The 24,852-nt window shown below is 42.3% G+C and carries 9 protein-coding genes; all 9 read left to right on the top strand.

Annotation, left to right across the window (positions count from 1 at the left end; all coding sequences use genetic code 11):
• Window positions 1–186: 186 nt before the first annotated feature.
• The 9 genes from CW745_RS12520 (at window position 187) to CW745_RS12480 (ending at window position 24,775) form a co-directional block, all read left to right on the top strand.
• On the top strand, window positions 187–1,887 hold the full coding sequence (locus CW745_RS12520) for a mechanosensitive ion channel family protein (protein WP_238596814.1): 1,701 nt from the start codon (window positions 187–189) through the stop codon (window positions 1,885–1,887).
• Window positions 1,888–2,397: 510 nt separating this feature from the next.
• Complete coding sequence (locus CW745_RS12515) at window positions 2,398–3,783, top strand: immunoglobulin-like domain-containing protein (RefSeq protein ID WP_101109019.1); 1,386 nt, start codon at window positions 2,398–2,400, stop codon at window positions 3,781–3,783.
• Window positions 3,784–4,617: 834 nt separating this feature from the next.
• On the top strand, window positions 4,618–5,487 hold the full coding sequence (locus CW745_RS12510) for an MYG1 family protein (RefSeq protein WP_101109018.1): 870 nt from the start codon (window positions 4,618–4,620) through the stop codon (window positions 5,485–5,487).
• Between the two features lie 78 nt (window positions 5,488–5,565).
• Window positions 5,566–6,549 carry an alpha/beta fold hydrolase gene (locus tag CW745_RS12505; RefSeq protein WP_101109049.1) on the top strand — a complete coding sequence of 328 codons (984 nt, stop codon included), beginning with the start codon at window positions 5,566–5,568 and terminating at the stop codon, window positions 6,547–6,549.
• Between the two features lie 179 nt (window positions 6,550–6,728).
• Window positions 6,729–7,226, top strand: coding sequence for a hypothetical protein (locus CW745_RS12500; protein WP_101109017.1), 498 nt, complete (start codon window positions 6,729–6,731; stop codon window positions 7,224–7,226).
• A gap of 240 nt (window positions 7,227–7,466) precedes the next feature.
• Window positions 7,467–8,291, top strand: a complete 825-nt coding sequence (locus tag CW745_RS12495; RefSeq protein WP_101109016.1) for a helix-turn-helix domain-containing protein — start codon at window positions 7,467–7,469, stop codon at window positions 8,289–8,291.
• Window positions 8,292–8,304: 13 nt separating this feature from the next.
• Entirely contained in the window at window positions 8,305–16,488 is an 8,184-nt protein-coding gene (locus tag CW745_RS12490; RefSeq protein ID WP_238596812.1) for a type I polyketide synthase, read from the top strand.
• Window positions 16,488–18,935 carry a PfaB family protein gene (locus CW745_RS12485; RefSeq protein ID WP_193755602.1) on the top strand — a complete coding sequence of 816 codons (2,448 nt, stop codon included), beginning with the start codon at window positions 16,488–16,490 and terminating at the stop codon, window positions 18,933–18,935. The genes CW745_RS12490 and CW745_RS12485 overlap by 1 nt, the downstream gene beginning before the upstream one ends.
• A gap of 44 nt (window positions 18,936–18,979) precedes the next feature.
• Complete coding sequence (locus CW745_RS12480) at window positions 18,980–24,775, top strand: beta-ketoacyl synthase N-terminal-like domain-containing protein (protein ID WP_101109014.1); 5,796 nt, start codon at window positions 18,980–18,982, stop codon at window positions 24,773–24,775.
• The last annotated feature ends 77 nt before the right edge of the window (window positions 24,776–24,852 follow it).

Here is a 24,852-nt window from a genome sequence, read left to right as displayed (position 1 = left end):
TTAGCGTAGGAAAAATAGCTTAATTCAAGGCAGAAGTTGAGCTAAATGGTTGCTCCCTTTACGAAACTTATAGCGAAGAAGTAAGTTGTTTTTACCAGTGAAATAAATCAGCTATTTATTCAGATTGGTATTGCATGTCTATGATAAATACAAATTTAAAATTAATACTTAAACAAGGAAATAACGATGTATAAACAATGGATTAATCGCTGCTTATTACTGTTAGGGATATGTTGTTTTATTGCTCCATTTAGTGTCATACAAGCGGCTGATGCAGAGCAAAAAAGTACCACACAGGCAGAGAGTGAACAACCGGAAGAACTACTGGCGCGATATAAGCGACAACAAGAGCGTATTGACCAGATACAAAATTATAAAATTAGCTTGTCGACGCTTGAAAAAGAAGCGCTTGAATACCGTTTATTTCAACGACATTTAACCGCCTTCGAAACCTTAAACAAATTATCAGCAATATTGATAGAAGATAAAAAAAAGGGCCATGACAACCTTGCTATTATGGCTGAAATGGCACCGATAATTGAGCAGAATAATCAAGCGTTAAAACAAGGCATCCATAAATTACAAACCAACTTTAATGAAAACTACGCGAAGCAAGAGCCATACAGCACAGAATCATTACGTCTTTATATTTCCCATTTATCATTGCAAGACACAGTCTATAGCGCGATGACGCAGCAGGTGCTTAATCAACAAGGCTTAGGTTTTGATGTTGCCAACACCAAAAGCTATTTAATTGAGCAACTTTATAATCGCGCAGAGTCTTTTTCAGGGATGGTTGAGTTAGTCGTTAAAAAGCGAGAAGAGCTGAAAATTTTAATCGGTGTCAAAACTGATAACCAATCCTTAAAAGACACCCTTGCCGTGGTCACCGAGCAACTAGTCGTTGCGAGAGGAAGTTTTAGCTTAACTGCAGATTTACTTACCCAACTCGGGTTTGATGCTGCCTTTTATCAGCAAACAATCCTCAAGCTTGGCGGGCAAATCACCTCTGAAGTGTTAGACTTTAACCTGCTAACTGGCATGTTTAACCGCCTTACGCAGCGTGTCTCTGAGTATATGGTTGAGTATGGCGGTGAATGGATATTCAACATTTTACTGATTATTGCCATCTATTATATATTCCGCTCATTAGCAAAGGTCGCACGTAACCTATTGCGTAAAAGCCTCAGTAAAACCAAATTAAACCTATCATCTTTAATGAAAGAGATGATTATCTCATCGGTAAGCAGATTGATCATGATTTTGGGATTGTTTATCGCACTCGCTCAACTTGGCATATCGCTAGCACCCATTTTAGCCGGCTTAGGGGTGGCTGGTTTCATCATTGGTTTTGCCCTGCAAGATACACTTGGCAACTTTGCTGCCGGCATGATGATCCTCATTTATCGCCCATATGATGTTGGCGATTTAGTTGAAGTCGGTGGTGGCGTGTTTGGCAAAGTTGAAAGCATGAATTTAGTTTCTACCACCATTTTGACTATCGATAACCAAACATTGGTTATTCCTAACAGTAAAATTTGGGGTGATGTGATCAAAAATGTTACCGCACAAAAATTACGCCGAGTTGATTTGGTATTTGGCATCGGTTACTCCGATGATATTGAAAAAACCGAATCGGTATTAACTGAGCTTGTATTAGCACACCCAATGGTACTTGCAGAGCCAGAGGCAGTGGTAAAACTGCATGTATTAAACGAATCATCGGTAGACTTTGTGGTTAGACCATGGGTCAAAACAGAGGACTATTGGGAGGTGTATTGGGATTTAACACGTCAAGTGAAAATGCGATTTGACCAAGATGGCATCTCTATTCCATTCCCACAGCGTGATATACATGTTTACCCTGCAGTATCAGCTGCAGATTAATTGCGGTACAAATAACCAGTGCAAGTAGATTGCACTGGTTATTATATTAGGTGATGAATTCAGCAATAACCTTGTATTCGCGTTATTAAAACTAGTACAAAGCGACAGTGGTTACATTGATAAAAGGTGTAAGCGTTAAACCAGCCATATCCCCGAAGATATTAAAGCCAGCAGTTGTAATAATGCTAATAATGATAGTGATTGAAATACATTCATTTCTATTCCCCTTGCAGTAATACCCAGTCGTATTGATAGGCTAGTCCGAATTCGTGACAGTAACGTGACAAATCGCCTAACTATTTATTTTTATGTTTATGATTTTATTGTTTATTTCTTCACTTTATCTGCTTTAAAACAAATAAAGTGTAAAGAAGATCGACTTTTAGATATTTTGATATAAATTTATGTTCAAATTTGATAAATTCCTGCCTATAAATTTGTCATTTTATTCATGCTGTTACGTTAGTTAATGCCAATCAATTTAAATTCTTATTGTTACAAGGAAGTTATATGACTGTTTCATCAATCGTCTTTACTAAAAAAGCGCCATTAACGGCGCTTGTCTTAAGTTTAACCGCACTCGCTGGTTGTGGTGGTGGCGGTGGTGGTTCAGATGCTACTCCAAGCACACCTGTTGCAAAAAAAGATAGCACTGCGCCAGTGATAACGCTCGTGGGTGATAATCCGATGACACTTGCTGATAAAGTCATATTTAACGAGCCCGGTGCAACAGCGTTAGATGATGTCGATGGCGCGGTGGCGGTGACTTTTTCGGGGATTGTCGGTGTTTCACCTGATACTTATACCTTAACGTACAGTGCTAGTGATGAAGCGGGTAATAAAACCAGTGTTGAACGTAAAGTGATTGTGCAGGGGGATATCACCCCTGCCCCCTTTACTTTTGCACCAAAAAATGATGTGTTCTTAGCGACTGAAATCGTTTCAGATAGCATCACCGTTTCGGGCATTAATGTTGAAGTGCCAATCAGTGTTATTGGCGGAGAATATTCGGTTGATGGTGGTGCTTATACTGCTATCGCAGGTAAGATCAATGACGGTCAATTTGTTACTTTACGTGCTACTTCGTCAGACAAAATTGCTACTCTGATTAACGCATCGCTAACGATTGGTTCAGCGACAGAGAACTTTAAAATCACGACTCGAAGCGCTGAGCCAAGTGGATTGTTTGAAGGGACTGGGAGTGTAAATGGAGAGACCACAAACTTAGTGGCTACTCAAGCCATTATCCATAACGAACACTTTATGTTATTTGATACGCTAGCAGCCTTGACAGGTGAAAATGTACTATATGACGGTCGTATTTTAAGTTATGAAGGGCAAACTTTTTTCGCTGAAGTAGATGTTTATAAAGATGGTCTTTTTACAGAAACAGTTGATGCTTCAGGTGTGATAGAAAATCAAGTCTCATTTACGGTTACTCTTGCTGGTCCGACTCAAAACTATGGTCAAGGGGTACTTACTTTTGATACCTCTCGTGATGCTGAATACCAAAAAGATGCAACTTACCCTCGCCTACTTAATGATGAATCGCTTTGGTATGGTAAGACAAATACTCTGAATCAAGATAAAAACAACAAATATAGATTAAGACAATTTCCAGAAACTCCTACGATGTTAAAAGGTTTCGTGGGAGATTTTAACCGTTGTCGTTTAAGTGGGCAACTGACTATCCCTGAGCCTACTGTCAATATTTATAATATTGACTTTACTGTGACAGAAAATACTCTATGTGACCATGTTGGTGAAGGTTATAAAGGCTTTGTTACTGTGGTAGATGAGGGAGTTGATCGTATTGAAGATGGGACTATGTGGTTTGCAGTTGCTAATGGGATCTATAGTAATTTTGCTAACCTGCTTTTTACATCAACTAGATAAACAAAACTAATATCTAAACGTAACAAAATCTGCCTTATTTCGGAAATAAGGCAGAAAAGTTATTGCCCTAAAATATGTAACAAGGATGTTTATATGAAAAGCCCTCAACGTTTTTTCCCGTTAGCTGTGTTTGATAAAAAAGCGCTACCTGTAGTGCAAAGCTCACTGGTGGGAGAGTTTCATCCGCAACTCTTACATAGCTGATCGAGGACATCCGAACCTTTTTGACGAAACTCCAATAGTTAAAATCGATGATACGAAGTTGGGGTGTGCCCAATTGGATTTGTTTATAAATATTCCTCTGTGAAAGCGAAGCGCTCTGTGACCTCTGTGGTCAAATTTTGGGTTTCAACGATTGTTTACCTTCGTCCTCTGTGAAAGCGAAGTGCTCTGCGACCTCTGTGGTCAATTCCTGCCTGTCATGAAACTCACAAAGCAGAGGTTTCTGCTTGTAGGCGACTTTTGATAATGGTGAACCGACACACTGTTTCGTTGTTCAATATAAACATGCCTCTGTACTTCGATTTTATTTTTAACTCGGCTTGGCTAACTAGCGTTGTTTGCTAGCTTACGATAGACTGCGCGTCATATTGGTTTTGTGTTGCCTATAGAAAGGAATTGAAAAGTGAGTCGCTTTGCCGGTTAAAATTTCCCTGCATAGGTTGCGTTTTGAAGTGAGATAAACTCTCCCCTGAAATTCGCGCCTGGTTAGTGTTAATTTTCCTGTGTAATCGTTGTTCATTTATTACATTCCATTGCTATTGCGCCTGTTGATGCAGGTGCTTTTAGGCCACAATGTTGCCGTTTCTTCCCCTTATAAAAATGATAATGCAGATGAATGATAAAACGATAGTAACCCACGATGGTAATTTCCATGCTGATGATGTTTTCAGCGTCGCCGCGCTTAAATGTGTTTTCCCTACTTTCAATTTAGTGCGCACACGCGATAACGCTATAATCCAAGAAGCGGATATCGTCTTAGATGTGGGTGGTGAATACGATGCTCTGGCAGGGCGTTTTGATCATCACCAACGTGGTGGGGCGGGTGAGCGTGAAGATGGCATTCCATACTCTTCATTTGGCCTTATTTGGAAACACTATGGCGTACAAATTTGTGAGGGCGATGAAGAGTTAGCAAAATCGGTCGATGCTGGTTTAGTTTCTACCATCGATGCTATCGACTGTGGGCATACGGCTGGTGTTACAACAGGAATTAGCCTTAGCCATACTATCTCAATGTTTAATCCAACTTGGCAAGAAACCGGTGATTTTGATGCTTGTTTTAATGAAGCCGTTAGCTTTGCATCACGCGTGTTGGCACGTTTTATTGCTTCTGCAAATGGTGGTTTAAGTGCTAAGGCGATTGTGGCTGAGGCGATTGAAAAAGCGGATGATCCGCGCGTCATTGTGCTACAGCAATATACCCCTTGGAAAAGAACGGTACATTCGTTAGCACCAGAGGCGCTTTATGTGGTTTATCCTTCACAAACAGGGCAATGGCGTATTCAAACCGTACCTGCAGAGCTTGGCTCATTTGAAGACAGAAAATCATTACCGCAACCTTGGGCGGGTTTAAATGGTGAAGCCTTACAAGCAGTTACTGGGCTTGATGATGCGATGTTCTGCCATAATGGATTGTTTATTGCGGGCGCAGAATCCTTTGAAAGTACTATGAAAATGGCTGCTATTGCGGTTAATGCGTAAGCATAGCGCGAGTTTATTGACTATTACCTTTGTTAGGTAATAGTCTTATTGTTATGTTTTGATAACGCTAAAGGCCACATGAACGCTTTTAAACCTGCTTGGGGCTTGAAAAATCATCATCTACAATCGATTCTTTCGAGTACCGGACCGCGGAAATTACTCGAGAAACGTCGTGCAAAGCGGTTACTTAACAGTGCACAGCCACAGCTTTTAACCAGTCCTCAGGGTGTTACCTTACTCAGTTACCTTTCCAAAGCGAAACAGCCAGCAAAAGGCTTAGCAATTATTGTTCACGGCTGGGAGGGCAGTGCTGATTCACTGTATATGCTCGCAACGGGGCAGCGCTTACTAGACGAAGGTTATGATGTTGCGCGACTTAATTTACGCGATCATGGTGACACGCATCATCTCAATAAAGCGTTATTTAATTCAACGCGATTGCAAGAGGTTGCAGAAGCGGTTAAATCACTGTGTGCACAATTTGGAGGGGCGCATAATCTGTTATGTGGTTACTCGCTAGGGGGAAATTTTTGTTTGCGTGTGGCTAACATTGCCAAACAGCAAAACATAGCGCTTAATCAAGTGATAGCCATTTGCCCGTTATTACACCCGCCGACCACGATGGATAGGTTAAATAATGGCTTTCCGGTTTACGAAAAGTATTTTGTAAAAAAATGGAAACGCTCATTATTTAAAAAGCTACAACATCATAACCACTTTGATTATGGCGAAGCGTTAGCTAAATTAACTACCTTAGATCAGATGAACGATTTTTTTGTTATCGATTATACCGAGTTTAAAAGCACCAACGATTACTTTGAAGCCTACTCGATTCTAGGTGATGCGTTGTCTGATGTGGCGTTACCAACGACTATTATCAGTGCTGTCGATGATCCGATTATTCCGGTCGAGCAACATCAGCAGTTATTTCCTTCAGCATGGATAAATATTGAACTGCAACAGTATGGTGGACACTGCGCGTTTATCAAAAATTGGAAATTTGAGAGCTGGTTAAGTGATCGTATTGCCTGTTTAGTGAATAATAAAAAAAACACTAAATAACGACGCTATCTTAGTGGTTCAAAGTCGCTACTGCTGTGTTTTTCTGAACAAAATTTAATCGCTAAAGGTTATTCTAGATAAGTTTAGCAAATTGTGATTAAGCAGATTAAGATAGGTAGCATTATCGTTAGCACTAATATTACTTTAGTTATTACTTAGCCTCGAGATCAGGAGTTTAGATGAACCAAGAATTTGATACCTTTATTCAACAAAGCATTAATAACCCAGAACAATTATGTGAAGATCTGCTATTACAAGCGGGCTTTGATTTTCTTAAAGTGCAGTTACAGGCTTATCTCGATAAAGAGGGCGTCACTGCGCTCACCTTTACGCAGGCGATCAAAGTGGCTAGAAAGCTGAATCATCATGAAACAGATGCACGTTTTTGGTCGGCACTTGAAGCCTTTTATTTAGCCGTTGGCGACAGTATTGACAACGATACAAAGCGCAAACGTTGGTTACGCTTTGTAAATATTATTGAGGAGCTACAAGGTTACACGGGAAGTCAGCTAATTAACGATAAACGCCTGCGCAACAAACGTGTTAAACGTTTGTACTTAGCGTTTACACTGGGTTGGGAACATCTACGCTATATTGCAGGCAATGAAGATGATTACAACCCAAGTGAACTTGTACTGGCTACTTTCACCGATGCATTTGACCATGATCACGATTAAATAATCATTAATCGTAGGGATTGTAAATCTTTGCAGTTTAAACTGTTGTTCAACAGACCCGAGTGTTTAAGGCGAACCCATTATGGTTCGCCTTTTTTTTGCTTTTTAGTTATTAAAATTAAAAAACAGTTTGTTGATAAATAAAACAAAAATAAAAGTATCGGGTGATTGTGTAGGGTGTGATACCTGTGTATATTGCTTCATTCATGAGTGCGATTAACTTAATACAGCTGAGTTTGAATGCCCAAACAACCTAAAAATGTACATAAGAATGCAACCACTACACCCGAGATGCGCGCATTTATCCACGAGTCAGACCTCGCGACCGCAGTCCTTGCTCGTTTACTTAAAGTTTCTGAATCTACGGTGAGAAAGTGGCGCAAACGCAGTTCTACCGACGATATTTCTCATCTTCCTAAACAACTCAACACAACGCTAAGTGAAGCACAGCAATATGCGGTGGTGCAGTTGCGACTGCGACTTAAGTTATCGTTAGATGAGTTACTCAATGTCTGCAAAACGTATATCAACCCCAATGCTTCACGCGCTGGATTACAGCGCTGTTTAAAACGTCACGGTGTATCACGTTTGTCGGAGATGCAAGACTTTGATGAATCGACATTAGATGCAAGTTATGCGCAGGTGGCCATCGAAGAAAGCTTGTCTCACGAGGTGATTAATTCGGTGGTGTCGCCACAGGCGATGAGCGATTTTTTAAATCAGATGCGTGAGCAGATGGGGGATGCGCCCACTGAGCGTTTAACGACGCTAGATGTCATACAAGTGTATTTGATTAAATTACCAGAGATATTAGCTGCAGGCCCGAACAGCAAAACCTCGCTATTAATGGCACACGACCTCAATAGCCAGTGGGTTTATGTCGACCTTTATAGTGATGATGATTATCAAGCCGCAGGGCGCTACCTTCGCCATGTATTAAGCCAAGCACCGTTTCCTATTCGCCGTGTGCTGGTAAAAAATTATAACGAATTTTTAAGTCGTTTTCGGTTATTAGAAGATAAGTCTAATGATGAAAATTTAACTGAAAATGCAAGCAAATCTTAATTGGAGTAACAACATGTCTAACGAACAACATCTTGATGTCATTGAAACAGAGCAAGATAAAAAATTGAATTCTCGACTTCAAGATTGTCCTATCGCCATTGTTGGTATGGCGTCGGTATTTGCCGAGACGAAAAACCTAGACCAATTCTGGGACAATATTGTTGAGTCCGTGAATGGCATTCAAGATGTGCCTGAAGATCGTTGGGCGATTGATGATTATTACTCTAGTGATAAAAAAGCTGCTGATAAAACCTATTGTAAACGTGGTGGTTTCTTGCCTGAAATCGACTTTGACCCAATGGAGTTTGGCTTACCACCTAATATTTTAGAGTTAACCGATATTACTCAGTTGATGTCGCTGGTTGTGGCGCGTGATGTGTTAGCCGATGCGGGTATTAGCGATGAAAATGCTTATGATCGCGATAAAATCGGTATTACCTTAGGTGTTGGTGGCGGACAAAAACAGATTGGCCCGTTAACCTCTCGTTTACAGGGGCCTGTACTTGATAAAGTGCTTAAAGCCTCAGGGGTGAGTGAAAGCGATCGTCAGGTGATTATCGACAAATACAAAAAAGCATTTATTCCATGGGAAGAAAACTCATTTCCGGGGATGTTAGGTAATGTGATTGCCGGTCGTATCGCTAACCGTTTTGATTTTGGTGGTACAAACTGCGTCGTAGATGCAGCCTGTGCTGGATCACTGGCTGCCATCAAAATGGCGGTTTCAGACCTGCTAGAGCATCGTTCAGAGATGATGATTTCTGGTGGCGTTTGTTGTGATAACTCGCCGTTTATGTACATGTCTTTTGCGAAAACACCTGCATTTACCGATGGTGATGATATTCGTCCTTTTGATGAAAACTCAAAGGGGATGATGATCGGTGAAGGTGTTGGCATGATTGCCTTAAAGCGTCTTGAAGATGCAGAGCGTGATGGCGATAAAATCTATGCGCTTATCAAAGGTATCGGTAGCTCTTCCGATGGTCGCTTTAAATCAATCTATGCACCGCGTCCATCGGGTCAAGTGAAAGCGCTTAAACGTGCTTACCAAGATGCGGGTTTTGATCCGTTAACCTGTGGTTTAATCGAAGCGCATGGTACGGGAACTAAAGCCGGTGATGCTGCCGAGTTTAGTGGTTTAAATACGCTCTTTAGTGAAAATAACGAACAAAAACAACATATTGCATTAGGCTCAGTCAAGTCACAGGTGGGTCATACAAAAGCCGCTGCAGGCACAGCGGGTCTGATTAAAGCCGCACTTGCACTGCATCACAAGGTATTACCGGCAACGATTAATGTTGATAAACCTAATCCTAATTTAGAGATAGAAAATACACCACTGTATGTGAATAACGAAACACGTCCTTGGATGCCACGTGCCGATGGTGTTAAACGCCGTGCAGGTATCAGTTCATTTGGCTTTGGTGGTACTAACTTCCACTTTGTTTTAGAAGAGTACAAAGCGACGCACAGCGAAGCTTATCGTCTGAATGAAGTTGCACAAACCGTTGTTATCAGCGCGAAGGATAAATCATCATTACAATCGCGATTAACGCAATATCTATCAAACCTGTCAGTAGAGGCAGATCTACAAGCTTATGCATTTAATAGTTTATTAGCAGAAAATCCATTTAAAACGCCGCATGCCGAATTAGCACGTTGCGGTTTTGTGGCAAAAAATGCGCAACAAGCGATCAAGGCTATTGAGCAGATTATTAAAGCTTTAGCTTCTGATGCTAAAGCGTGGAGCAAACCAACGGGTATCTATTACCGTGAAACAGGGCTCGAGACACAGGGCAAAGTCGTTGCGCTGTTTTCTGGACAAGGCTCGCAATATGTCAATATGGGACGCGATTTAACTTGTAACTTCCCTGATATGCTTGCCACCAGCGCAGCAATGGACAAACAGTTTACTGATAAAAACCAAGCGCAATTATCTGCAACGGTTTTCCCGATCCCTGTTTTCTCTGCTGATCAACGAAAAGATCAAGAAACACAGTTACGTTTAACGCAGCATGCACAACCGGCTATCGGCACCTTTAGTGCTGGTTTGTTTAATATTTTTAAACAAGCGGGCCTAAAAGCGGACTTTGCTGCAGGACATAGTTTCGGTGAGTTAACTGCACTGTGGGCCGCGGGCGTTCTTGCTGAGCAAGATTACCTTTCGCTTGCACGTAGCCGAGGTGCTGCAATGGCTGCGCCTGAAGATGAAAACTTCGATGCAGGTACTATGGCTGCTGTTGTTGGTGCGCCAAATGATGTTGCTAAAGATATTGAAGCGATTGAAGGCGTTTCGATTGCTAATTACAACTCCAATAATCAGGTTGTGATTGCGGGTGTGACCGCACAAGTTGAAGTGGCGGTTGAGCAGTTACAAAACAAGGGTTACAAAGTGGTTAAGTTGCCAGTTTCAGCAGCTTTCCATACCGAGTTAGTGGGGCATGCACAAAAGCCGTTTGCCGATGCGATTGATACGGTTGAATTTAATTCGCCTACTATTCCTGTGTTTGCTAATGGTACTGCGAAGGCACATCCAAATAATGGCGTTGAAATCCAAGCTGCACTGAAAAACCATATTTTACAGTCAGTACATTTTAATGAGCAGATAGAAAACCTTTATGATGCGGGTGGACGTATTTTTGTTGAGTTTGGCCCTAAAAACGTACTAACACGTTTAGTGGATAACATTTTGCAAGATAAAAGTGATGTTATCAGCATTGCAATCAATGCGAATGCGAAAAAATCAGCCGATCAGCAACTACGTTTAGCTGCCGTTGAGATGGCTGTATTAGGCATACAACTTGACAACATTGACCCCTACTCAGCGCAGCAACGCCCGTTAGTCGCACCGAAAAAATCACCACTAGCGATGAAGTTAACAGGTGCCGCTTATGTGAGCCCGAAAACTAAAAAAGCATTTGATGAAGCGTTAAACGATGATTGGACCATTACTAACAGCGCACCTGCACAGGTCAAAGAGGTGATTAAAGAGGTGATCGTTGAGAAGATCGTCGAAGTTGAAAAAATCGTTTATGTAGATAAAAGTGCTGGCCAACCTCAGGGTTCAAACCAACCTAACGCTGTCGAAACGGCTAATGCGATTGAGCGTAGTGTCGAAAATTTTGTCAATCATCAATCACAGTTACTCGATGTGCATCAAGCTTATATGCAGGGGCCTCAGGAGTACGCCAAAACATTCCAAGAAGTATTAGCTGCGCAAACGGGTGAAACACAGTTACCGTCAGGGTTAGATAAAACACTGAGCATGTACCATGATTTCCAGTCGGAAACATTGCGTGTTCATGAAACTTATTTAAACAGTCAAACAGAAAACATGAGTAAGATGCTTGATGGCCTCTCTGCTGATGTTACTACAACTGTTACTGCAACAACGCCACCTAGCCATGCGGTACAACCTCAAGTTACTGGTAATATTGAGCCGAAAACTGCAGTTAAAACTGCTGAGCCTGTGCAAGTTGCACAGCCAGTGAAGCAACAGTCGATGCAATCACAAGCAACCGTTGAAGTTGTCCCTGTTACTACAAAGGTAACACCTACACCGGCCGTTAATGTAGATAAAATCCAAAATGTGATGATGGAAGTTGTGGCCGATAAAACCGGTTATCCAACGGAGATGCTTGAACTGAGCATGGACATGGAAGCCGATTTAGGGATCGATTCAATTAAACGCGTTGAGATTCTGGGCGCGGTGCAAGATGAAGTATCTGATCTTCCTGAGTTAAATCCAGAGGATTTAGCTGAGCTTCGCACCTTAGGTGAAATTGTCAGTTATATGCAATCTAAAGCAGAGGTTGCTTCACCGGTGTTAGCTCAAGCGGCTGCACCAATATCACCAATAGCACCACAAAGCACGGCTGCAATCGATTTAGATAAAATCCAAAATGTGATGATGAAAGTTGTGGCCGATAAAACCGGTTATCCAACGGAGATGCTAGAGCTTAGCATGGACATGGAAGCCGATTTAGGGATCGATTCAATTAAACGCGTTGAAATTCTAGGCGCGGTGCAAGATGAAATATCAGATCTACCTGAGTTAAATCCAGAGGATTTAGCCGAGCTTCGTACCTTAGGTGAAATTGTTAACTATATGCAATCTAAAGCAGAGGTTGCTTCACCGGTGTTAGTTCAAGCGACTGCTCCAATAGCATCACAAAGCACGGCTTCAATTGATTTAGATAAAATCCAAAATGTGATGATGGAAGTTGTGGCCGATAAAACCGGTTATCCAACGGAGATGCTAGAGCTTAGCATGGATATGGAAGCCGATTTAGGTATCGATTCAATCAAACGCGTTGAGATTCTGGGCGCGGTGCAAGATGAAATCACCGATCTTCCTGAGTTAAATCCAGAGGATTTAGCTGAGCTTCGTACCTTAGGTGAAATTGTTAACTATATGCAATCAAAAGCAGAGGTTGCTTCACCGGTGTTAGTTCAAGCGGCTGCACCAATATCACCAATAGCACCACAAACCGCGGCTTCAATCGATTTAGATAAAATCCAAACCGTGATGATGACCGTGGTTGCCGATAAAACCGGTTACCCAACGGAGATGCTTGAGCTTAGCATGGATATGGAAGCCGATTTAGGTATCGATTCAATCAAACGCGTTGAGATTCTGGGCGCGGTACAAGATGAAATCACCGATCTTCCAGAGTTAAATCCAGAGGATTTAGCTGAGCTTCGTACGCTAGGTGAAATTGTTAGCTATATGCAATCTAAAGCAGAGGTTGCTTCACCGGTGTTAGCTCAAGCGACTGCACCAATATCACCAATAGCACCACAAACCGCGGCTTCAATTGATTTAGATAAAATCCAAAATGTGATGATGACCGTGGTTGCCGATAAAACCGGTTATCCAACGGAGATGCTTGAACTGAGCATGGATATGGAAGCCGATTTAGGGATCGATTCAATCAAACGTGTTGAGATCTTGGGAGCAGTACAAGATGAAATCACCGATCTTCCAGAGTTAAATCCAGAGGATTTAGCCGAGCTTCGCACCTTAGGTGAAATCGTCGCTTACATGAAAGAGAAAGCTAGCGGTGCTATGCAAACTTCGCCAACAGGGGCAACGCTAACTCCAGCACCTGTAGCGACTGCAATCGATTTAGATAAAATCCAAACCGTGATGATGTCAGTTGTTGCCGATAAAACGGGTTACCCAACGGAGATGCTAGAACTTAGCATGGACATGGAAGCGGATTTAGGGATCGATTCGATCAAACGTGTTGAGATCTTGGGAGCAGTACAAGATGAAATCACCGATCTTCCAGAGTTAAATCCAGAGGATTTAGCCGAGCTTCGCACCTTAGGTGAAATTGTGGCTTACATGAAAGAGAAAGCCAGTGGTGCGATGCAAACTGCGCCAACGCTAACACCAGCAGCGACTGCAATTGATTTAGATAAAATCCAAACCGTAATGATGACCGTGGTTGCCGATAAAACTGGTTACCCAACGGAGATGCTAGAGCTTAACATGGATATGGAAGCGGATTTAGGGATCGATTCAATCAAACGTGTTGAAATTTTAGGCTCGGTGCAAGATGAAATCACTGATCTACCTGAGTTAAATCCAGAGGATTTAGCTGAGCTTCGCACTTTAGGTGAAATCGTGGCTTACATGAAAGAGAAAGCTAGCGGTGCGATGCCAGTTAAGGCAAATATTGAGCAAGCTGCAACAACATCAACTGAAACACCAGTAGTGAGTGAAATCAATAATGATTTTACCCCAGCGCCAAGCAGTATAGTTGTCGTTAAACATCTTGATGCCGTTGAAACAGACGTTAAAAGTTTAAATGGCGAAAACCTATTATTGGTCGACGATGGGGAAGGAAGCGCAGTACGTCTTGCTGAAAAACTAAATCAACAGGGCTGGGCTGTGACTGTATTAACTCCAGCTTGGGTAGAGAGTACAACCTCTAAAACGTTTTCTAAGGCGATCAATCGTGTTGCACTTGAACAACTTGATGAGAAAGAGTTAGTTGCCATTTTAGCCACACAAAATGTTTGGCATGCGGTGATTTATCTGCAAGGTAAAACGGCGATTGATGGCATCGAATATCCGCAATCTAGTCAACAAGGTTTACAACTTGCATTTTTACTTGCCAAGCTAACCGGCCTTGCAAGTAATGAAACAAATAATAGTGATGCCCGTTCATCGTTTTTAGTGTTAACACGCCAAGGTGGCGCTTTTGGAGTTGACAATAACGAGTTAAACAGTGATTTAGTACAAACTGGTTTAACGGGATTAGTGAAAACACTCAGCCATGAGTGGCCATCAGTATTCTGTCGTGCGATTGATGTCGCCAGTAAGTTTGGTGCCGATAAAGTGGCAAACATTGTATTTGATGAGTTAAACGCAACACAAGCATCGCCAGTAGAAATCGGCTTTAATACAAATGGTCGCCTAACACTTATCGCTGAGCAAACTGACAGTTACGCGCTTCAGGCGGGTAATAGCATCGATGAAAACTCACTGTTTTTAGTTAGTGGTGGGGCAAAAGGCGTTACCGCGCATTGTGTGATCCGTTTAGCGAAAACTTACCAATCTAAATTTATCTTATTAGGTCGCTCTCAATATGATGACAATGAGCCAAGTTGGGCGCAGGGTATTAGCGATGAAGGTGAACTGAAAAAAGCTGCGATGCAGCACTTGATCGCATCGGGCGAAAAGCCAACGCCTATTGCAGTGACGAATTTCATCAAACCCATCATTGCCAATCGCGAGATCACACAAACCTTACTGGCAATTGAGGCTGCTGGTGGCTTGGCGCAATATGTGAGTGCCGACGTGACCAATAGTCAAAGCGTTCAAGATGCGGTATCACCCATCACGGATCTGTGGGGAGGTATTACTGGGCTAATTCATGGCGCAGGCGTATTAGCGGATAAATTAATCGAGCAAAAATCCTTAAGTGAATTGGAAGCGGTTTATAACACTAAAATCGAGGGATTATTGTCGCTATTAAGCTGCACTGAGCAAGCAAATATCAAACACCTGGTTTTGTTTTCATCGGCGGCTGGTTTCTACGGAAACCTTGGTCAGTCCGATTATGCGATGGCCAATGATATCCTAAATAAAACAGCATACCGCTTTAAGGCCCTTAATCCTTCTGCTCAAGTGTTAAGTTTTAATTGGGGTCCTTGGGATGGTGGCATGGTTACACCTGCACTTAAACGTATGTTTAATGATCGTGGTGTGTACATCATTCCCTTAGATGCAGGGGCACAGTTATTGGTTAGTGAATTAGCGGCCGATAGTAATCGTTGTGCACAAATTTTAGTGGGCAATGATATGGGCGGTGAAGCTGATACACAGGAGAGTGCTGTAAAAAAGCCACAAGTTAGTCGTTTAACTAAGCATCTTTTAACGGCTAACAATCCTTTTTTCAGTGATCATCAAATTGGTGATAACGCGGTGTTTCCAACGGTTTGCGCTATTGCATGGATGGTCGAGGCGGTCACAGCAACTTACCCTGATTATCATTATCAGGGGTTAAGTAACTATAAACTGTTTAAAGGCATCATCTTTGATGGCACTCAGGCAAGTGATTATGCGATTGACCTTAACTTACTTGAAGAGAGTAATGAACAACTTAAGGTGGAAGTTAAAATTGCCAGTGAACAGGGGGATAAAACCACCTTTCACTACGCAGCAACCTTAACACTGTCAAAAACAAGGTCGACTTCGCCACTGTATGCTTCAAAGCTGCCAGAACTTGTTACTGAATCACATTGTTTATATGAAGACGGCACGCTATTTCATGGTGAAACCTTACAGGGTATAAACGCCGTTAATTACTGTGATGAAGAGGGGTTATTACTGTCTTGCTTGATCCCAAGTTCAGTACAGCAACAACAGGGTGAGTTTGATATTACCCTGAATAATGTTTTTGCTAATGATCTGGTTTATCAAGCGTTACTGGTATGGGTTCGACAACAATTAGGCCTTGGTAGTTTACCAACGGCTACATTGCAGTGGACGGTTTATCGGGAAGTACCAGTAGATCAGCCATTTTATTTGCAGTTAAAGGTGACCGCTAACAAACGCAATAAAAAAGTCATTGCTGATGTAAGCCTGATTGATGCACAAAAGGTTATCCTTGCAAAGGTAACTGGTGCACAGGTGACGGCGAGTGAAAGCTTGAATGATCTCTTTTTAAAAGTGGCTAAATAATGACAGTAAAAGTGATGCAAACTGTGCTGTCGGTGATCGGTTTTAACGCGATCTATAATGATCTACACAGTATCGATCACGTTGAAGCGAGTTTGTATTATGGTGATGCGCTCAGTAACTCAACGCCCTTAACGGGTAGTTACTCTGAGCTATGTAAACGCTGTGCCACCCCAGTTCTCTTAGCAAATCAGTTATCCGCTAAACAGGTTGCTGTTTTAGTTGTACAAGAGAAAGAGAGTGTTGAACAGACAGAAGGGGCTACACAGGCTCACTTTAGTTATGAGTCTGTTCATTCACTCAGCGATGCACTGTTGCGTAGCGAACAGATTATCTGTTGCGATGATGTTGCGGTGTTGATTATTAGCGCTTCACTTAATACTGCTGTCACGAATGTCGATAACGCCAGTATCAGTTTTGATAGCAGTTTTAACGGTTATGCCTCGTTACAGGGTAGTAGTTGTTTATTACTTAGCAGTGCTAAGTTTGCGCAGCAACAGCAGAGTTATGTTTACGCCAGCATCAATAATAGTTGCACTAGCACCCATGCCAATATGGCAACGGTGATTAAAGACTCCTTAAATAAAGCGGGGCTTACTGGTGATCAGATTAGTGGTGTTGAAGTCTCGTCCTGTATAAATAAACAGTTGTGTGATTTTGAGCAACAGGCATTACTGACCGCTTATAGTGAATCGTGCAATCACACACCTTGTAAAACATTAACCACCGCAGTGAGTTGTCATAAAAGTGTGCTTGGTGAGGCGGGTATGGTTTCGCAGCTTATGGGGTTGATCCACACTGTTATTGCCTTACAACAGCGCTATCGTCCTGCTATTAAGGATTGGCAATCACCACAGACAGCGTTGTTAGATAAGTGGTTAAGCGCGCCTTTTTACCTGTTTAATCAAGCCGCACCAGTGTTTACCAACAGGGGAAATGCACGAACTTATGCCTATAGCTTGTTAACAGATCAAACATACAGTCATGTTGTTTTACACGCCGAAGACAGACAATCAGTGCACGCAAATGGTTTTATGTCTCATGGCAAACAAGCACTGTTTATTGTTGGGGCTGATGATCAAAAAACCTTATTGCAACGTGTAGAAGCATTAAGCGCGGAGACTAATGACCCACAATGTGAATTTAAAGATAAAGCTAAACAGTGTTATCAAATCTTTAAACAGGGCAATTTTAATTATCATGCTGTATTCATCGCCCAATCATGGGATGAGTTAACACGCGAAATAAAACTGGCCTTAAATGGCATTAAACAAGCTTTTATCGATGAGGGTGATTGGAAAACACCCAAGGGAAGTTATTTTAGCAGTGTGCCGAATAAAAACGCCAAAACGGCCTTTCTTTATCCTGGCATCGGTGCAACTTATGTTGGGCTTGGGCGTGATCTTTTTCATCTTTTTCCAGCAATATATCCACACGTCATTGGCTTGGCTGATGATATTAGTGCGTCGTTAAAAGATGAATTATTAAACCCGCGATCAGTGCTGGCATTAGATTTTAAAACACTAAAACAACGCGATCTTGAGCTACGTAATAGCTTAGCTAATATCGCTGAGTGTGGTGTCGGCTACGCCTGTGTATTTACTAAAATATTTGAACAAGTCTTTAAGCTTAACGCTGATTTTGCCAGTGGCTACAGCATGGGAGAGGTGAGCATGTTTGCCGCGCTTGGTTGTTGGCATAATCCGGGCTTAATGAGTGAACGTTTGGCGAACTCCGATACCTTTAATCATCAACTTTCCAGTGAACTTCGCGCGATTCGCAAGCTTTGGGATTTGCCAGATATTAACGACGGTGAGTTTGAACAAATATGGGAAACCTACACCATTAAAGGCAGTGTAGAGCAAGTGAATGCGGCCATTAAGCCTGCAGAGCGAGTTTATATTACCATTGTCAATACACCCGATTCATTAGTGATTGGTGGTTTTCCTGCGGATTGTTTACAAGTGATCGAACGCCTTGGTGTACGTGCAATGCCACTTAATATGGCCAATGCCATTCACAGTGAGCCTGCTTATCAAGAGTATGACAATATGCTTGCGCTGTATAACATGCCAGTGACTGAGCGTATTAGCACCAAGATGATATCTAGCTCCTGTTACTTACCGATTCCGCAACACCAAAAGGCGATTGCAGTGAGCATTGCAAAATGTCTCTGTGAGCGCGTTGATTTTCCGCGTTTAATTGATGCTTTGGCGGATAAACAGGCACAGGTATTTATTGAGATGGGCGCAGGACGATCACTTTCGAGTTGGACCGATAAGATTTTAAAAGGCCGTGAACAGGCACATTTGACCGTGCCCGTGAATGCCAAAGGCACCGATGATCAGTTGACCTATGCACGTGCGGTGGCCAAATTAATTAGTTTTGGCGTAGCTATCGATATTGAATGCTTTTTCAGTGGTTCACTGATTCAGCAAGTTTCTAATTAACGTATTAAATTAAACGGCCTATGCCGTGAAAAATGAGAATATTTATGGAAAACATTGCCATTGTTGGTATTGCAAATCTGTTTCCTGGTTCAAGTCAACCAGAGGCGTTTTGGACGCAATTATTAAATAAACAGGATAATAGAACACCGATCACGGCTGCTGAGATGGGCGTTGATCCTGCGAAATATCTTGGTCAAAAGGGCGATACCGATAAGTTCTACTGCATGTACGGTGGTTATATTCGTGGGTTTGAATTTGTTGCTTCTCCTTTTAGCGCGCGAGGCCTCAATAGCGATTACCTTCATCAATTAGATGATATTAATAAATGGGGCTTGTACGTTACTGAGCAAGCATTAAAAGATGCAGGTTACTGGAACAGTGATGCACTGCAAGATTGTGGTCTAATTTTAGGTAATTTGTCATTTCCAACAAAAACCTCAAATCATCTCTTTTTGCCTTTTTATTATCATGTTGTGGAACATGCACTGAAACAGCTCAGTGGCGATGCTGTTCAGTTAACTAACTTCACAAAACCGTTAGCGATTAACCCTGATAATGCCTTAGTTGCAGGTTACCCTTCCGCTTTATTAGCGAAGGCATCTGGGCTAGGTGGGACACACTTTTCACTTGATGCTGCCTGTGCTTCTTCCTGTTATAGCATAAAACTTGCCTGCGATTACCTGCATACCGGGCGCGCTGATATGATGCTCGCCGGTGCGATTTCGGGTGCTGATCCGATGTTTGTTAATATGGGATTCTCTATTTTCCAAGCGTTTCCAGCAAACAATAAACATGCCCCCTTTGATAAAGACTCACAAGGGCTATTTGCTGCAGAAGGTGCGGGAATGATGGTGCTAAAACGCCACAGTGACGCACTGCGCGATGGCGATACTATCCATGCGGTAATCAAAGGTGGTGCACTGTCTAACGATGGTAAGGGAGAGTTTGTATTAAGCCCGAATAGTAAAGGCCAAGTGCTTGCCTATCAACGTGCCTACCAAGATGCGCAAATATCGCCAGCTGAGGTTGATTATATTGAATGTCACGCAACTGGTACGCCAAAGGGAGATAAGGTCGAACTGGCGTCGATGGAAACCTTCTTTAGCCAATATAACCATAAGCCGTTATTAGGCTCTGCTAAATCGAATTTAGGTCACCTGTTAACCGCGGCCGGCATGCCCGGTGTGACTAAGGCGATTTATGCGCTGAACGAAGGCGTTATTCCGGCAACCATTAGTTTAAATAATGCCATTAACACCAAACAAGCCTTTCTAACCAGTGAGCAGATGCCAATTGATACGGTTAATTGGCCAACTCAGACTGGTAAAGCGCGAACAGCGGGCGTCAGTGTTTTCGGTTTTGGTGGCAGTAACGCACACCTTGTTTTACAAGCGGGAAATACGCCATTATTAACAGCAAATAGCAATTCGGTTAAAGCACTTGCGCCGATGGCTATTGTTGGCATGGATTGTATGGTCGGAGATATTAGTGATCTTGCTGACTTTAAAACGCTACTTGATAACAATGGCAATACCTTCCGCGAATTACCAGCAAAGCGCTGGAAAGGGATAGAGAAAAACCGTGTCGTCAAGCAAACACTGGGTTTAAGCAATGCACCTAAAGGGGGTTATGTAGAGCAGTTTGATATCGACTTTCTTCGCTTTAAAGTACCACCTAACCCTCAGGATTGTTTGATCCCACAGCAACTTATGATGATGAAGGTTGCTGATAATGCAGTGCAACAGGCGGGCTTAAAAGAGGGCGCTAATGTTGCTGTATTAGTCGCAATGGGGTTAGAGCTAGACCTACATCAGTATCGTGGGCGCGTTAATTTAAGCACGCAAATTGATCAAAGTCTTGAGCAACAGGGGATCCATTTAACAGCCGCTGAACAATCAGAGCTGATTAATATTTGTAAAGAGAGTATCGCCAGTGCCGCGCAGTTAAACCAATACACGAGTTTTATCGGTAATATCATGGCATCACGTATCTCTGCACTTTGGGATTTCAGTGGCCCTGCGTTCACGGTATCGAGTGAAGAAAATTCGGTATACCGTTGCACAGAGCTAGCACAAAACCTGTTTGCGACGTCCGATGTAGAAGCGGTTGTGATAGCCGCCGTTGATTTAGCGGGATCCTTTGAAAACATTAGTTTGCGTCAGCGTTACGGGACAGTAGAAGAAAACCCTCAAGGGCAAATTCAAGACAATATACTGGATCATCATCGCTGGACAGTAGGTGAGGGCGCGGGCGCGATAGTATTAAAATCGGCGTTACAGGAATCGCACAACCGTTATGCACAGATTGATGCGATTAGCTTTGCCAGTGGCAGTGATAGCAACGCAATACAACGTGCCGTAAAACAAGCATGTCAGCAAGCGGCGATTCAACCACAACAAGTTCAACAGGTAGAAGCCTTTGCCAGTGGTTTCATTGCGGATAATCAAGCGGAAATACAGGCTTTTTCGCAATGTTATAGTAACGCCAATATTGATAGTGTTAAACGCCAAGTAGGTCATCTGTTTAATGCCTCGGGGATGGTAAGTTTGATTAAATCGGCCCTTAATTTAAATACAGGGATAGCAGAGAAAATCGCCGTTAATGGTCTGGGCAAAGATATGAGCTGTGCACATCTGATTTTAAGCGCACCCAAACAGCCATATCAGTTAATCACTAAAGCCAATGATGCAAACAGTAAAAAGCCTTTTTCGTTGATTAAACCGATTGTTCTAGGTGGCATCGATATTGAACAATCAATTTTGCAACACCAAGGTAACCCCCTGTTTAATAAAATGAAGCAGGTTAAGGCACCTGTGAATAATGGGATTGACCTATCGCTTGTTACACTTAAACAACCACTTTCGCTAATGGCAACATCGCCCATTAAGCCACACACTTCTTCAGAGCAAGTTACCATGACTAAAAACAGTATCAACAGCGAAACGAGCAGTGAAATTTTACAACAAACGCAAACACACCAAGCCTTTATTCGCGCACGACAAGGCGCTGAGCAACAAATTTCCAAACTGATTAAACTGCAAGCGCAATTGTTAACGGGACAATCAGTAGCGGGACAAGCGCCTTCATCTGTCGTTAATCAAGCAACGTTCGCGCCCGAACAAGTAGAAACAGGTTTTGCAATTAAAGGGCCGGCGGGATATCACTATCCTGCTTTACAACTTGAAGAGCGTTTTAATAAACCCAAGCAAGTTATCTTTGATACCGCCGATTTAGTGGAATTTGCAGAGGGCGACATTAGTAAGGTATTTGGTGAACAATATAGAATTATCGACAGTTATGCGCGTCGCGTTCGCCTCCCGACGACCGATTACCTGTTAGTGACCCGTGTGACGGATCTTGAAGCCAAGGTAAACGAATATAAAAAATCATACATGGCAACGGAATATGATATTCCCGTTGACGCACCGTTTTTAATTGATGGTCATATCCCTTGGTCGGTATCGGTTGAATCGGGTCAATGTGATTTGATGCTTATCTCATATATCGGCATCGACTTTCAAAACAAAAGTGAGCGAATCTATCGTTTACTCGATTGCGAATTAACCTTTTTAGAAGATATGGCCTTTGGTGGTGAAACACTACGCTATGAAATTCATATCGATTCCTATGCAAAAAATGGCGAGCAACTTTTATTCTTCTTCCACTACGATTGTTATGTGGGCGATAAAAAAGTGCTTATTATGCGTAATGGCTGTGCGGGGTTCTTCACCGATGAAGAGTTAGCGGACGGTAAAGGCGTTATTCATAACGATAAAGATAAAGCGGCTTTTGCGAATGCTAAAAAATCAAGCTTTACACCACTGATTAAAAACAGCAAAACGCAGTATAACTATGCTGATATGATGAAGCTAGTAGATGGTGATATCGCCGGATGTTTTGGACCTGAATATGATCAACAAGGACGTAATCCTTCGCTGAAGTTCTCATCTGAAAAATTCTTGATGATTGAACGTATCACTAAAGTTGATCCTACTGGTGGTCATTGGGGACTCGGCCTTATTGAGGGGCAGAAAGATCTCGCGCCGGATCACTGGTATTTCCCATGTCACTTTAAAGGCGATCAAGTGATGGCGGGCTCGTTAATGTCAGAAGGTTGTGGGCAAGTGGCAATGTTTTACATGCTTTGGTTAGGTATGAATGGCACCGTCAATAACGCGCGTTTCCAACCAATGAAAGGAGAGCCACAAACTGTACGCTGTCGTGGGCAGGTGTTACCGCAAACTAATACCTTAACCTATCGTTTAGAGGTGGTTGAGATGGGCATGTCGCCACGTCCATTTATTAAGGCCAACATCGATATTATTCTTGATGGTAAAACCGTGGTTGACTTTAAAAACCTGTGTATGGAAATTAAAGAACAGGATGAAGATTCAGCGTATCCCGTGACATTACCAAGTAACGTACAACTATTACCCACTGCCAATACAAGTTTAGTCGAATCATCTGTAGAGTCTGCGTTTAATGAGCTTGAAAGTCACGTTGAGCAGATCCCTGTGGAAGCGATTCACGAGGTGGAGAATCACCTGATCACCGATGAACGCGGCGTGCAACCTTTTAAAGATGCAAAATGCCCATTAATGCGTGTTGAATCAGATTTTAATGCCCCGAAAGAGAAGGGCGTGACACCAATCAAACATTTTGAAGCTCCGATGGTTGCAGGGCAAAATAGAACGCCAGATAGCCTTCCATTTACACCTTACCATCTGTTTGAATTTGCAACGGGTAATATCTCTAACTGTTTTGGTCCTGCCTTTGATGTTTATAAAGGGCGTATACCGCCGAGAACGCCCTGTGGTGATTTACAAGTTGTTACCCGAGTGATTGATGTGCAAGGGCAACGTTTAGACCTTAAAAAAACAGCCAGCTGTATTGCGGAATATTTTGTGCCTGCAGATGCATGGTACTTCACTAAAAATAGTGTCGATAATTGGATGCCATATTCATTAATCATGGAGATTGCACTGCAACCTAATGGCTTTATCTCAGGCTATATGGGCACCACCTTGGTTTATCCTGAAAAGGATCTTTTCTTTAGAAACTTAGATGGTGAAGGTGAGCTATTAAGAAAAGTGGATCTACGCGGTAAAACCATTGTTAATAAATCGGTGTTATTAAGCACCACTATGGCAGGTGGTATGATCGTGCAGAGTTTCACCTTTGATTTGCTGGTGGATGATGAGCCGTTTTATAAAGGTAAAGCTGTTTTTGGTTACTTTGGTGGGGATGCGTTAGCGAACCAATTGGGTATCGATAACGGCAAAACAACTAATGCATGGTTTGTCGATAATAATACACCTGCAGCTCAGGTTGAAAAAATCGATCTTACCGATAAGACTTTATCACTGTTTAAAGCACCCATTGCAAAGCCACATTATCGTTTAGCGGGCGGACAACTTAATTTTGTCGATACGGTGTCAATTGTTGAAGGTGGTGGTAAAGCGTCACTCGCTTATATCTATGGTGAACGTACTATTGATGCGAGTGATTGGTTCTTCCGTTATCACTTCCATCAAGATCCGGTGATGCCAGGCTCATTAGGCGTAGAAGCGATTATCGAATTGCTACAAACCTATGCCCTGAAAAACGATTTAGGAAAAACTTTTAACAACCCGCGTTTTGAAGCCCCGTTAACTAACGTTGTGTGGAAATACCGCGGACAAATTACGCCGCTAAATAAACAGATGAGTTTAGATGTCCATATTACTGATATTATCAAAACCGATAGTGAGGTGCGTTTAGTGGGGGATGCGAATCTGTCTAAGGATGGCCTACGCATCTATGAAGTGAAGGATATTGTTCTTAGCATCATCGAAGCTTAAATACTAAGGTCGTTGTCCTTTAAGGCTATCTCTACGTTGAAAAATGCTCATTTAAACCATTAAACTGCGCTTTTTCG

It is taken from the genome of Psychromonas sp. psych-6C06, assembly GCF_002835465.1.
GTDB lineage: Bacteria > Pseudomonadota > Gammaproteobacteria > Enterobacterales > Psychromonadaceae > Psychromonas.
This window is presented reverse-complemented; position numbering and strand designations above follow the sequence as displayed.